Here is an 11925-nt window from a genome sequence, read left to right on the forward strand (position 1 = left end):
CGTGGTGTCGAGTCGCGGGAAGTAGACCTCACAGGCCCGTCACGTCGACGGGCGGGGGGCCTCCGGACGGACGGGTCGCTGCGTCCGACTGGGGGTCGGCGCGCCGAGCGCGCGGGAGATGCCGCGGGCGGCGGCGCGCACCGCCGGGACCAGCGTCCGGGGCTCGATGCCGCCCGGGGTCGACGGGGACGGCACGACCACCGAGATCGCGGCGACCACGGTGTCGGACTCGCCGCGCACCGGGGCGGCGACCGAGAGCGAGGCGAGGTCGATCATCCCGTCGCACACGGCGACGCCGTCGCGGCGGACGCCGGCGAGCGTGCGGCGCAGCACGGCGGGGTCGGTGATCGTGCGCGGGGTGAACGAGGTGAGCGGGGAGGCGAGGACCGACTCCTGGACCACCGGCGGGGCGAAGGCGAGCAGCACCTGGCCGACGCCCGTCCCGTGCAGCGGCCACCGGCCGCCGATCCGGGAGAACAGCCGCACCGCGTCGGGGTGGGCGAGCCGCTCCACGTAGACGCCCTCGTGGCCGTCGCGCACCGCGAGCTGCACGTTCTGGCGGGTGGCCTCGTAGAGGTCCTCGAGGAACGGCATGGCGCGCTCCCGCAGGCCGACGCTGCGCGGCGCGAGCGAGCCGACCTCCCAGAGGCGCAGCCCGATCCGGTAGGCACCGTCGGCGCCGCGCTCGAGCGCGCCCCAGCCCGCCAGCTCACCCACCAGCCGGTGCGCGGTGGACACCGGCAGGGCCGCGGCGCGGGCGATCTCGGTGAGGGTCAGCGCGGGGTGGTCGTGGTCGAACACCTCGAGGATGGAGAACACGCGGCCGGTCACCGTCTCGCCGCCGACGCGTCCGGTGCTGCGCGCGGCCGAGGAGGTCAGGCCGCTCCCGGAGGGCAGCCCGGGGCGGCGCGGGCGACCGACCGGCCGGGCCGGAACGGGCTTCTGGGCGTCCGAGGTCACCGGCGGCTCCTTTGCTTCCGGTGGACGGAAGCCAGCCTCTCGCAGCCCGGGGATCCCCGCCACCCTGAGCGGCGTGAGCCCAGGAGCACCCGAGCGACGACGCACGGAACAGGACGAGGTCACGGACGCGATCCGGGAGGCCGCCACGGTCGCCCCGCAGCGCGGCGGCCACCCGGACCGCGCGTACGCGCCCTACCGCTCGACGTGCCTGCGCGCCCCGTCGCAGCCGCTCGTCGTCGCCACCCCGAGCCTGCTCGAGCGGACGGCGCCGGTGTTCGGGGCGAAGGACGTGCGGCCGACCGACGCCGACCTGACCGTGCACTCCACCGGCGAGCCGCTGGGGGAGCGGATCGTGGTGACCGGGCGGGTGCTCGACCGCGACGGCCGTCCCGTGCGCAACCAGCTCGTGGAGGTCTGGCAGGCGAACGCCTCCGGCCGCTACGCCCACGACGGCGACCGGCACCCCGCCCCGCTCGACCCGCACTTCACCGGCGGCGGGCGCTGCCTGACCGACGACGACGGGCGCTACCGCTTCGTCACGATCAAGCCCGGCGCCTACCCGTGGCGCAACCACCACAACGCGTGGCGCCCGGCGCACATCCACTTCTCGCTGTTCGGCACGGCGTTCACCCAGCGCCTCGTGACGCAGATGTACTTCCCGGGCGACCAGCTCTTCCACCTCGACCCGATCTTCTCCTCGGTCACCGACGAGAAGGCCCAGCAGCGGCTGATCGCCCGCTACGACCACGACACGACCGTCGCCGAGTGGGCGCTGGGCTACCAGTGGGACATCGTCCTCGACGGTCCCGGCGCCACCCCGCCCGACCCGGACGAGGTGTGAGATGACCCTGGACCCCTCTCCCTCCCAGACCGTCGGCCCGTTCTTCGCCTTCGGGCTCCCGTTCGAGGGCGGCGGTGACGTCGTGCCGCCCGGGACCGCCGGCGCGATCTCGCTGCACGGCACCGTCCGCGACGGCGCGGGTGCCCCGGTGCCCGACGCCCTGCTCGAGTTCTGGCAGGCCGGGCCCGACGGCCGGGTCCCGGTGCGCGCCGGGTCGCTCGCCCGCGACGGGCGGTCCTTCACCGGCTTCGCCCGGGTGCCCACCGACCGGGCCGGGGACTACGCCGTGCGGACCCTGCGTCCCGCGTCGATCGCCGGCTCCACGGACGCACCGCACCTCGCCGTCACGGTGTTCGCCCGTGGCCTGCTGCACCACCTGTTCACGCGCGTCTACTTCCCGAACAACACCGACGCCAATGCCGCCGACCCGCTGCTCTCGGGCCTGCCCGAGGAGCGCGCGGCGACGCTCCTGGCGATTCCCGACGGCTGGTTCGGCGGCCCGGGCTACCGGTTCGACGTGCGCCTGCAGGGGCCGGGGGAGACCGTGTTCCTGGACCTCGTCGGGAGTGACTCGTGAGCGCTCCGGACCGGACGACCGTCGCGATCGTCGGCGGTGGTCCCGCGGGTCTGATGCTCGCCCACCTGCTGCGCCGCCACGGCGTGGACTCGGTGGTGCTGGAGTCCCGCCCGCGCGAGCGGGTCGAGGCGCGCCAGCGGGCCGGCATCCTCGAGCACGGCACGATCGACGCGCTGCGCGAGGTCGGGGCGGACGCGCGGATGGACGAGTCGGGGATGCCGCACGACGGGTTCGCCCTCCACGTGCACGGCGAGCGCATCCACGTCGACATGCAGGCCCTCACCGGGCGCAACGTCATGATCTGGGCGCAGACCGAGGTCGTGAAGGACCTCATCGCCCTGCGCCTCGAGCAGGGCGACCCGCTGCTGTTCGACGCGGAGGTCCTGGCGGTCGACAAGATCGACGGGCCGCTCTCGCGCGACGGCGAGGCGCTCGTGCGCTACCGGCACGAGGGCGTCGAGCACGAGCTGCGCGCGGACGTCGTGGTCGGCACCGACGGCTTCCACGGGGTGGCCCGCCAGGCCATCCCGACGGAGGCCGTGCGCACCTTCGAGCGCGTCTACGGCTTCTCCTGGCTGGGGATCCTGGCCGACGCGGAGCCGTCGTCGGACGAGCTGATCTACGCCCGGCACGAGCGCGGCTTCGCGCTGCTGTCGATGCGCTCGCCGACGGTCACCCGGGCCTACGTCCAGGTGCCGAACGGCACCGACCCGGCGTCGTGGTCGGACGAGGCGATCTGGGACGAGCTCGAGGCCCGGACCGCCCTGGGCGACGGCACCTTCGCGCTGAACCGCGGGCCGATCACGGACAAGAGCGTGACCCCGATGCGCTCCTACGTCGCCGAGCCGATGCGGTACGGCCGCCTGTTCCTCGCGGGCGACGCCGCGCACATCGTGCCGCCGACCGGCGCCAAGGGTCTCAACCTCGCCGTCGCGGACGTGCGCGTGCTCTCCGCGGCGATCGCGGCGTGGTGCACCGAGGGGTCGGAGGACCTCGTCGACGCCTACTCCGACACGGCGCTCGCGCGGGTGTGGCGGGGCGAGCACTTCAGCTGGACGATGACGACGACGCTGCACGTGGACCCGGACGCGGACCCGTTCGACGACCGGCTCGCGCTCGCCCACCTCCGGCTGATCGCGCAGTCCGAGGCCTACCGGACCTCGATCGCCGAGAACTACCGGGGTGTGCCGCTGGCAGGTGAGCAGTAGAGGTCGCTGCCACGACCTTTTCTGCTCACGGGACCGGAGGTCACATACTCGTGAACCGGTCGACCAGCCCCGACGTCGCGACCATCGTGGTGAACCGCGCGACGCCGGGGATCTGGGCGAGCGTGCGGCGCAGCAGCACGTCGAGGGCGTGCACGTCGGCCACGTCGATGCGCAGCAGGTAGTCGACGTCGCCGGTCACGTGGTGGCAGCTCACGAGGCCGTCGAGGTCGACGATCCAGCGCTCGAACCGCCCCACCGTGTCGGCGGTGTGGTCGACCAGCACCACCGACAGGTGCACCACCAGCGCCCGCCCGATCGCCTCCGGGTCGAGCACCGCCCGGTAGCCCCGGATCACGCCCTCGGTCTCGAGGCGGCGCAGCCGGCGCTGGGCGGACGACGCGGAGACGCTCACGGCCTCGGCGAGCTCGGCCAGGCTGGAGCGTCCGTGATCGACGAGGTGGGCGAGGATCAACCGGTCGACGCGGTCGAGGTGGGTGCTTCGTCCGGTGGAGGGCGCGGTCATGACGGAATCATGCACGCTCGGGGCTCGGAGCTGAGGAAGTCGCCCGGCATCGCCCACCATGATCGACGCACGATGGATCTCATGACGAGGAACGTGGCCCTGCTGGCGATGGTGGTCGCCGGCGCGGCGTGGGGAGCGGTGTTCGTGGCGCCCGGGTTGGCCCCGCTCGCCCCGGCCCTGCTGCTGGCGACCGGACGGTTCGTGGCGTTCGGGGCGGTCTCGCTGCCTCAGATCCGCCGGGTGCTGCGGGCCGACGTGCCCTGGGGTCGCGTGATCGCCCACGCCCTCACCGGCTCGGTGCTCTACTACGCCCTCGTCGCGGTGTCCGTCCGGCTCGCCGGCCCGACCATCGCCGTCGCCACCATCGGCCTCGTCCCCGTCGTCATGGCCCTGGTGTCCGCCCGCGGGACCGGCCGGGTGGCCGGGCTCGTGCCCGCCCTGGTCCTCGTCGCGCTCGGGCAGGTGCTGCTGCACGTCGGGCCGGGGCAGGACTGGTCGCTCGACGCCCTCGTCGGGCTCGCCCTCGCCGTCCTCGCCCTGATCTCGTGGTCCTGGTACGGCCTCGACTCGCACAAGCTGCTGCACGAGCGCCCCGACGTCGCCCCCGTTCTCGCCGCCGCCCAGGGTCTCGCCGCCGGGGCGCTCGCCCTGCCCGCCGCGGTCGCCCTGCTGCTGATCGACGGCACGCCCGCGCAACCTCTGCGCGCGCTCGCCGTGGTGCTCTTCCTCGGGCTCGTGTCGTCCTGGCTCGCGGTCCGGCTCTGGCACGCCGCCGCCGGCCACCTGTCGCCGATCCTGGTCAGCCAGCTCATGGCCCTCGAGACGGCGTGGGGCTTCGTCTTCGCCGCGGTCGTCGAGGGCGGTGTCCCCGGTCCGCTGCAGCTCGCGGGCGAGATCGCGCTGGTCGGCGGCGTCGTCCTCGCGGTGGTCGTCGACGCCCGGCGGTCACGGCGTGCGGCGTCGATTCCCGACGACGAGGCCGTGCCGGTCCCGGCCGGCCGCGCCTGACCACGTGTCCCGGTGCGATGGATGGCTCATCCGTCGCACCGGACGCGTCGGAGGAGCCACTCGCGCACGGCGGTTGGCGCCGACCCGCCGTCGGGAACGGCCCTCGACGGCACCGGGTGCGCCGGTGGCGCCATCGACGCGACCCGCCCGCACCCGGCGTCGGGACGACTCTTCTGAATCATCAGGTTTCCTGTTAATCTCGTCCCATGAGCACGCCGCCGACCTTCGAGACCGTCGCGATCGAGCTCGGGGAGGGACCCGAGGAGGCCGGCATCGGCTGGCTCTTCTTCGACCGGCCCGACAAGCGCAACGCGATGAACCCGACGCTGAACCGCGAGATGATCGACGCCCTCGACTGGCTGGAGGCGGCCGACGACGTGCGCGTCGTCGTGCTGACCGGCCGGGGCGACGCGTGGTCGGCGGGGATGGACCTGCAGGAGTACTTCCGCGAGGTCGACGCCGGGCCGCCCAGCGTCGAGATCCGGGCGCGCCGGGAGTCGGCGGAGTGGCAGTGGCGACGGCTGATCCACTTCGCGAAGCCGACGATCGCGATGGTCAACGGCTGGTGCTTCGGCGGTGCCTTCACCCCGCTCGTGTGCTGCGACCTGGCGATCGCCGTCGAGGACGCGTCGTTCGGGCTCTCCGAGGTCAACTGGGGCATCCCGCCGGGCGGGCTGGTCTCCCGCGCGCTCGCCGAGACGATCCCGGCGCGCGACGCGCAGTGGTACGTCATGACCGGTGAGCGCTTCGACGGCCGGCAGGCCTCGGCGATGCGGCTGGTCAACGAGGCCGTGCCGGGCGAGCGGCTGCGCGCGCGGACGGTCGAGGTCGCGGGGAAGCTGGCCGGCATGAACACCCACGTGCTGCGGGCGGCGAAGGTCGGGGTGAAGAAGGTCCGGCAGATGTCCTGGGACGTCGCCGAGGACTACCTGTACGCCAAGCTCGACGCCGCGACCGGGCACGACCCGGAGCAGGGCAAGCAGCAGGGACTCACCCAGTTCCTCGACGCCAAGACCTACCGCCCCGGCCTGGGGGCGTACGAGCGGTCATGACCCCGCCGCCCGGCCTCGGCACCTGGACCGCCCGTCGCGCCCGCAACTCCCCGGAGCGCGTGGCACTGGTGCACGGCCCCGACCGCACCACCTACGCCGACCTCGACGACCGCGTCCGCCGGCTCGCGGCGGGCCTGCGCGGGCTCGGCGTCGGGCCGGGCGATCGTGTCGCCTACCTCGGGCCCAACCACCCGTCGTTCGTCGAGACCCTCTTCGCGACGACGGGGCTGGGCGCGGTCTTCGTGCCGCTCAACACCCGGCTCGCCGCGGCGGAGATCGCGTTCGCGCTCCGGGACACGTCGCCGCGCGTGGTGGTCACCCTCGATGGCAGCAACGCGTCGTTGCTTGCATCCGGTGACAGCGACGACGCTTTCCCGTCACTCGAGGTGGGCGGCTCCTACGAGCAGCTGATCGCCGACAGTGCCCCCGCGGACCTCGTCGACGCCGATCCCGACGCGCTCGCCGTCCTGATGTTCACCTCCGGCACCACCGGCCGACCCAAGGCGGCGTGCCTGACCCACGCCAACCTGACGTGGAACGCGCTGAACGTCGTCGTCGACGTCGACCTGCGCTCCGACGAGGTCTGCCTGCTCTCCGCGCCGCTGTTCCATGCCGCGGCGCTCGGGATGACCTGCCTGCCGGTGCTGCTCAAGGGCGGCACGCTGGTGCTCGAGGCGGCCTTCGACGTCGACCGCACGCTCGACCTCGTCGAGCGCGAGGGCGTCACGATCATGTTCGGCGTGCCGACGATGTTCGCGACGATCGCGCGCTCGCCCCGGTTCGCCGACGCCGACCTCTCCAGCGTCCGCTACCTGCTCTGCGGCGGCGCGCCCGTGCCGCCGGCCCTGCTCGACGTCTACGCCAGCCGCGGCCCCGCCTTCCTCCAGGGCTACGGCATGACCGAGGCCGCCCCCGGCGTCCTGCTGCTCGACGCCGCACACGCGCGCTCGAAGGTCGGGACGGCGGGCCGCCCGCACTTCTTCAGCGACGTCGCGCTCGCCGACGGCGGCGAGATCCTCGTGCGCGGCCCGAACGTGGTCGCGGGCTACTGGGAGCGGCCCGAGGAGACCGCGGCCGCCTTCTCCGACGCCGGGTGGTTCCGCTCCGGGGACGTCGCGACCCGCGACGACGACGGGTTCCACCGCATCGTCGACCGGGTCAAGGACCTCTACATCTCCGGCGGCGAGAACGTCTCGCCCGCCGAGGTGGAGGGGGAGCTCACCGGCCATCCCGAGGTCGTCGACGCCGCGGTGGTCGGGGTTCCCGACGACCGGTGGGGCGAGGTCGGGCACGCGTGGGTCGTCCTCGCGGACGGCGCGACGAGCACCCCGGCCGACCTGGTGGGGTGGCTCGACGGCCGGCTCGCGCGGTTCAAGACCCCGCGCACCGTCGAGGTCGTCGACGCCCTGCCGCGCAACCCCACCGGCAAGCTCGACAAGCCCGCCCTGCGTCGCTCACTGGGCCAGTGAGGCCCGCGCGGCGTTGAGGAAGGAGCGGAAGCGTTCCCGCTCGTCGTCGTCGAGACCGCGCACCATCCGCTCCTCGATCGCGGCCACCGGCGCTGCGTAGCGCGCGAGCAGGTCGTGGCCGGCCGGGGTCAGCGCGATCAGCAGCTGACGCCGGTTGTGCGGGTCGCGGTCCCGCACGATGAGCCCCGCCCGCTCCAGGGCGGTCACGAGGTCGGCCATCGCCTGCGGGGTGACGAAGGAGTTCCGGGCGAGCTCGGCCGAGGTCAGGCCGTCGCGCGTGGCCAGCACCGTCAGCGCCGTGTACTGCAGCGCGGTCACCCCGGAGTCGCGCAGCAGCTCGTCGAGCCGGGAGCGGACGATGAGCTCGACCTGCTTGACCGCGTACAGCAGGGACGGCCGCGGCTGCGCACCGGGCGTCGTGGTCACCCGGCGCATCATGGCACGTTCGGCGTCCACGGGAGGTTCCGCGCGCGCCGGGCCCCGAGGGGGTGAGAATGTGCGGCGCTCCCCGAACGACGGTGTTGGAGGTCCCTCGGTGCCCCTGCTGCGCGCGCTGCTCGACGGCGGCCTCGACGATCCCGAGGCGGTGCGGATCGGCGACACCGCGTTCTCCGGCCCGGAGCTGCTCGGAGCGGCCGCGGTCGTCGCCGACGAGATCGCCGAGCGGGACCGGCCGTCCGCCCCCGTGGCGGTGGGGGCCACGGCGAGCGCGGAGACCGTCGTCGCGATCGTCGGCTGTCTGCTCGCGGGGGCGCCGGTGGTCCCCGTACCGCCCGACGCGGGTCCGGCGGAGCGGGCGCACGTGCTCACCGACTCGGGGGCCACGACCTGGTTCGGGGAGAAGCCCCGCGACGTCACGCTGACCGGGCGCCGGGTCGACCTGTCGCGTCGGGCCGGCCACGAAGTGCGCGAGGCGACCGGCGAGGGTCCGGCCCTCATCCTCTACACGTCCGGGACGACGGGATCCCCGAAGGGCGTCCTGCTCTCGGCCGCCGCGATGGCGACCGGGCTCGACGGGCTCGCCGACGCCTGGGCCTGGACCGACGCCGACACCCTCGCCCACGGCCTGCCGCTGTTCCACGTGCACGGGCTGGTGCTCGGCGTGTTCGGGGCGCTGCGCATCGGCTCCCGGCTCGTCCACACCGGCCGTCCGACCCCGGAGAACTACGCCGCCGCGGTCACCGAGCACGGCGGGTCGCTGCTGTTCGGGGTGCCGACCGTGTGGTCGCGGGTCGCGGCCGAGCCGACCGCCGCGGCCGCCCTGTCCGACGCCCGGCTGCTCGTCAGCGGCTCCGCGCCGCTGCCGGTCCCGGTCTTCGAGCGCCTCCGGGACCTCACCGGGCAGGCGCCCGTGGAGCGCTACGGGATGAGCGAGACCATGATCACGCTGGCGGTCCGGGCCGACGGGGAGCGTCGTCCCGGCTGGGTCGGCGTGCCGGTCGAGGGCGTCGAGGCGCGACTGCGCGCCGTCACCGAGGACGAGTCCGGCGAGCCGGTCACCACCGACGAGGACGTGCCCGCCGACGGCGAGTCGATCGGCGAGCTCCAGGTGCGCGGGGCCTGCCTGTTCGACGGCTACCTCAACCGGCCCGACGCGACGGCCGACACCTGGACCGACGACGGGTGGTTCCGCACCGGCGACGCCGCCGTCGTCGACGCGGGCGGCTATCACCGCATCGTCGGCCGCCGGTCGGTCGACCTCATCAAGTCCGGCGGCTACCGCATCGGCGCGGGCGAGGTGGAGACCGCACTGCTGGCCTACGAGGGCATCAGCGAGGCGGCCGTGGTGGGGGAGCCGGACTCCGACCTCGGGCAGCGCATCGTCGCCCACGTCGTCTGCCCGGACGGCGCCGTCGACGCGCAGGCCGTCATCGACTTCGTCGGCGAGCGGCTCTCCAAGCACAAGCGCCCGCGCGAGGTGGTCGTGGTCGACGAGCTGCCCCGCAACGCCATGGGCAAGGTGCAGAAGGCGCGGCTCCGCCGCTCGTAGGTGCGCTCCGCGCAGGTGAGCGCTCAGGGGGCCTATAACCCCACTGAGTGCTCACCAGCGCGCAGCGCACCGGTCGCGGACTACGCTCGGCGGGCGAGGAGGTGGCCCGTGACCGACGAGGAGCTGATCGTCGCGTTCGCCCTCACCCGCCTGGACCACCCCGGCCTGGAGCTCGAGGAGATCGCCGCCCTGCTGGTGCGGCGCCTCGGCCCGGACCGGATGCTCGACATGGCGGGCCAGAACCTCGCCGACCGCGGCGAACTGCGCGGGTCGCTGTTCGCCGCCGCGGTCGAGCGGGTCATGCGGGTGGTGCTGACCCTCCGGGACGCGCCCTAGACGCCCTGCCCGCTCGTCTGCCCGGCCGGCCGTCCGCCGGGCTCGGGGGTCGCGCGCAGCTTCTCCAACCGCTCCGGCTTCGGCCAGCGGACGTTCCAGGCCCAGCCGAGCTTCTCGAAGACGCGGATCGTCCCGGCGGACAGGTCGATCTCGAAGCGGCCGACCCCGTGCCGGGCCGACGTCGGGTCGGCGTGGTGCAGGTTGTGCCAGGACTCGCCCATCGACAGCAGCGCCAGCGGCCACACGTTGGTCGACCGGTCGCGCGCCTTCCACGGACGCTCGCCGACCATGTGGCAGATCGAGTTCGTCGACCAGGCGACGTGGTGGGACAGGCACACCCGCACCAGGCCGGCCCAGAAGAACGCGGTGAACGCCCCCCAGAGCGACCACGTCGCCAGCCCGCCGATCACGGCCGGGACGATGAACGAGGCCGCGGTGATCCAGCCGAACGCCCTGCTGACCCGCGCCACGTCGGGATCGGCGAGCAGGTCCGGGCAGTAGCGCTGCTGGTCGGTGAGCGACCGCTCGAGGATCCAGCCCATGTGCGCGTGCCAGAAGCCCTTGGCCAGCGCGGCCGGCGAGGTGCCGTAGCGCCACGGGGAGTGCGGGTCGCCCTCCTTGTCGGCGAAGGCGTGGTGGCGACGGTGGTCGGCGACCCAGTGCAGCACCGGTCCCTGCACCGACAGCGAGCCCGCGACCGCCAGGGCGATCCGCAGGCCGCGCCCGCAGCGGAACGCGCCGTGGGTGAAGTACCGGTGGAACCCGACCGTCACGCCGAGCATCGAGATCACGTAGAGCACGACGGCGAGGCCGACGTCGAGCCAGGACAGGCCCCAGCCCCAGGCGAGCGGCACCGCCGCGAGCAGGGCGAGGAACGGCACGGTGACGACGAGGTAGGTCATCACGTGCGGGGCGAGCGGGCGTCGATGGACATGCGTCGTCGTCATCGTTTCCTCACGGTACGGGCGACAGCTGACCGTCGCGGGTCGTGGGCGGGGCGGTCCGACGGCCGCGAGGTGTCACCCGCCGTCCCTGTCTGCTCAGGCGACGAACGCGGCGTGACCGGTCCATGACGTTGTACCGCACCGACTCGCGCCCGGGCATCGACCGAGGTCACCATCCGGGCATGAGAGCGCACGTGATGCTCGTCGTCCTGGCCCTGGCTGGTCTGATCGGCCTGCTCCCTGCCGCCGCCTGCGCGGGGCCGGTCGCACCCGCCGTCGGGACCGTGACCTCGGTCGCATCGGCCGTGCCCGGAGCGGACTCCGGGCTGCCGGTCCGGGCGTTGTCGAGCCTCCCGACGCAGGCCGGCGACACCGTGCGGCTGATCCGCCGCGGCGGGCCCTACCCGTCGTCCCGGGACGGGATCGTCTTCGGCAACCGCGAGCGCCTCCTGCCGGCGGAGGCCTCCGGCTACTACCACGAGTACACGGTCCCGACGCCGGGCTCGTCGGACCGGGGCGCGCGACGCATCGTCACGGGCGCGCAGGGCGAGTACTACTACACGGGTGATCACTACGGGAGTTTCGTCGTCGTGGACGTGAGCCAGTGACCGACCTCCACGCGGCCACCACCCGTGCGCGGGACCGGGCGCGCACCGTCGGCGTCGTCGCGGAGGCCGCCGACAAGCTGTCCACGCTCGCGGCGATCGGTCGCGCGCTGCACTTCCCGGGGTACGTCGCGCCCAACCTCGACGCCCTCGAGGAGAGCGTGCGGGACCTGTCGTGGCTGCCGGTGGGGCCGGTGGAACTGGTCTGGGTCGACGGCCCGCTGCGCGACGCGGATCCGCCGACCCACCGCGCGATCCGGGACATCCTCGACGGGGCGAGCAGCACCGAGGGCGAGCGCCCGTTCCGCCTGACCTGTGTAGGGTGACCTCCGTGCAGCGCTGGTACCGGTTTACGTGCTCGGCCCGGGAGGGGTCGGCGGGTAGACCGCTGCGCTAGAGACCGTCCCGCGAG

At 74.0% G+C, this 11925-nt stretch carries 14 protein-coding genes; 10 read left to right on the plus strand and 4 right to left on the minus strand.

The genetic code is table 11. The features are described 5' to 3' along the window. Window positions 1-39 precede the first annotated feature (39 nt). The gene (locus BJ983_RS25595) at window positions 40-960 is read right to left on the minus strand and encodes an IclR family transcriptional regulator domain-containing protein (protein WP_179796393.1); all 921 of its coding nucleotides are present in this window, start codon (window positions 958-960) and stop codon (window positions 40-42) included. A 130-nt stretch (window positions 961-1090) separates the two neighbouring features. On the opposite strand from BJ983_RS25595, the gene pcaH reads away from it, so the two are divergent. The 3 genes from pcaH to BJ983_RS25610 are packed head-to-tail and all read left to right on the plus strand — an operon-like array spanning window position 1091 to window position 3586. Next, entirely contained in the window at window positions 1091-1801 is a 711-nt protein-coding gene (gene pcaH, locus BJ983_RS25600; protein WP_343054455.1) for a protocatechuate 3,4-dioxygenase subunit beta, read from the plus strand. Window position 1802: 1 nt separating this feature from the next. Then, window positions 1803-2378 carry a protocatechuate 3,4-dioxygenase subunit alpha gene (gene pcaG, locus BJ983_RS25605; protein WP_179796395.1) on the plus strand — a complete coding sequence of 192 codons (576 nt, stop codon included), beginning with the start codon at window positions 1803-1805 and terminating at the stop codon, window positions 2376-2378. Next, entirely contained in the window at window positions 2375-3586 is a 1212-nt protein-coding gene (locus BJ983_RS25610) for a 4-hydroxybenzoate 3-monooxygenase (protein WP_343054354.1), read from the plus strand. The genes pcaG and BJ983_RS25610 overlap by 4 nt, the downstream gene beginning before the upstream one ends. Window positions 3587-3626: 40 nt before the next feature. On the opposite strand, the gene BJ983_RS25615 is transcribed toward BJ983_RS25610, so the two are convergent. After that, window positions 3627-4109 (minus strand): Lrp/AsnC family transcriptional regulator, encoded by a 483-nt coding sequence (locus BJ983_RS25615; protein WP_179796396.1) that lies wholly within the window; start codon window positions 4107-4109, stop codon window positions 3627-3629. Between the two features lie 81 nt (window positions 4110-4190). Between BJ983_RS25615 and BJ983_RS25620 the strand changes: the two genes are divergently transcribed. From BJ983_RS25620 to BJ983_RS25630, 3 genes are all read left to right on the plus strand, one after another. Then, window positions 4191-5117: a DMT family transporter gene (locus tag BJ983_RS25620; protein ID WP_179796397.1), complete on the plus strand. Its 927-nt coding sequence runs from the start codon at window positions 4191-4193 to the stop codon at window positions 5115-5117. A 206-nt stretch (window positions 5118-5323) separates the two neighbouring features. Then, window positions 5324-6169: a p-hydroxycinnamoyl CoA hydratase/lyase gene (locus BJ983_RS25625; protein WP_179796398.1), complete on the plus strand. Its 846-nt coding sequence runs from the start codon at window positions 5324-5326 to the stop codon at window positions 6167-6169. Next, complete coding sequence (locus BJ983_RS25630) at window positions 6166-7638, plus strand: acyl-CoA synthetase (RefSeq protein ID WP_179796399.1); 1473 nt, start codon at window positions 6166-6168, stop codon at window positions 7636-7638. Before BJ983_RS25625 ends, BJ983_RS25630 begins: the two co-directional genes overlap by 4 nt. Here the strand turns inward: BJ983_RS25630 and BJ983_RS25635 are convergent. Then, complete coding sequence (locus BJ983_RS25635; RefSeq protein WP_179798251.1) at window positions 7624-8073, minus strand: MarR family winged helix-turn-helix transcriptional regulator; 450 nt, start codon at window positions 8071-8073, stop codon at window positions 7624-7626. The genes BJ983_RS25630 and BJ983_RS25635 overlap by 15 nt on opposite strands. A 100-nt stretch (window positions 8074-8173) precedes the next feature. On the opposite strand from BJ983_RS25635, the gene BJ983_RS25640 reads away from it, so the two are divergent. Then, window positions 8174-9628 carry an AMP-binding protein gene (locus BJ983_RS25640; protein WP_179796400.1) on the plus strand — a complete coding sequence of 485 codons (1455 nt, stop codon included), beginning with the start codon at window positions 8174-8176 and terminating at the stop codon, window positions 9626-9628. Between the two features lie 108 nt (window positions 9629-9736). Then, window positions 9737-9964, plus strand: coding sequence for a hypothetical protein (locus BJ983_RS25645; RefSeq protein WP_179796401.1), 228 nt, complete (start codon window positions 9737-9739; stop codon window positions 9962-9964). On the opposite strand, the gene BJ983_RS25650 is transcribed toward BJ983_RS25645, so the two are convergent. After that, window positions 9961-10911 carry an acyl-CoA desaturase gene (locus BJ983_RS25650; RefSeq protein ID WP_179796402.1) on the minus strand — a complete coding sequence of 317 codons (951 nt, stop codon included), beginning with the start codon at window positions 10909-10911 and terminating at the stop codon, window positions 9961-9963. The two genes, BJ983_RS25645 and BJ983_RS25650, sit on opposite strands and share 4 nt — an antisense overlap. Window positions 10912-11090: 179 nt before the next feature. Here BJ983_RS25650 and BJ983_RS25655 point away from each other — a divergent pair, with 179 nt between their 5' ends. Both BJ983_RS25655 and BJ983_RS25660 read left to right on the plus strand, forming a co-directional pair. Further along, window positions 11091-11516, plus strand: coding sequence for a guanyl-specific ribonuclease (locus tag BJ983_RS25655; RefSeq protein WP_246325649.1), 426 nt, complete (start codon window positions 11091-11093; stop codon window positions 11514-11516). Further along, window positions 11513-11839: a barstar family protein gene (locus BJ983_RS25660; RefSeq protein ID WP_179796403.1), complete on the plus strand. Its 327-nt coding sequence runs from the start codon at window positions 11513-11515 to the stop codon at window positions 11837-11839. Before BJ983_RS25655 ends, BJ983_RS25660 begins: the two co-directional genes overlap by 4 nt. Window positions 11840-11925 lie beyond the last annotated feature (86 nt).

This window comes from Actinomycetospora corticicola (assembly GCF_013409505.1).
GTDB lineage: Bacteria > Actinomycetota > Actinomycetes > Mycobacteriales > Pseudonocardiaceae > Actinomycetospora > Actinomycetospora corticicola.

What these genes read in the sequence shown, in the direction of transcription:
- BJ983_RS25630 (WP_179796399.1), top strand. Translation starts at nt 6,166, where the DNA reads ATGACCCCGCCGCCCGGCCTCGGCACCTGGACCGCCCGTCGCGCCCGC.
- BJ983_RS25620 (WP_179796397.1), top strand. Translation starts at nt 4,191, where the DNA reads ATGACGAGGAACGTGGCCCTGCTGGCGATGGTGGTCGCCGGCGCGGCG.
- BJ983_RS25635 (WP_179798251.1), bottom strand. Translation starts at nt 8,073, where the DNA reads ATGCGCCGGGTGACCACGACGCCCGGTGCGCAGCCGCGGCCGTCCCTG.
- BJ983_RS25615 (WP_179796396.1), bottom strand. Translation starts at nt 4,109, where the DNA reads ATGACCGCGCCCTCCACCGGACGAAGCACCCACCTCGACCGCGTCGAC.
- BJ983_RS25625 (WP_179796398.1), top strand. Translation starts at nt 5,324, where the DNA reads ATGAGCACGCCGCCGACCTTCGAGACCGTCGCGATCGAGCTCGGGGAG.
- BJ983_RS25650 (WP_179796402.1), bottom strand. Translation starts at nt 10,911, where the DNA reads ATGACGACGACGCATGTCCATCGACGCCCGCTCGCCCCGCACGTGATG.
- pcaG (WP_179796395.1), top strand. Translation starts at nt 1,803, where the DNA reads ATGACCCTGGACCCCTCTCCCTCCCAGACCGTCGGCCCGTTCTTCGCC.
- BJ983_RS25655 (WP_246325649.1), top strand. Translation starts at nt 11,091, where the DNA reads ATGAGAGCGCACGTGATGCTCGTCGTCCTGGCCCTGGCTGGTCTGATC.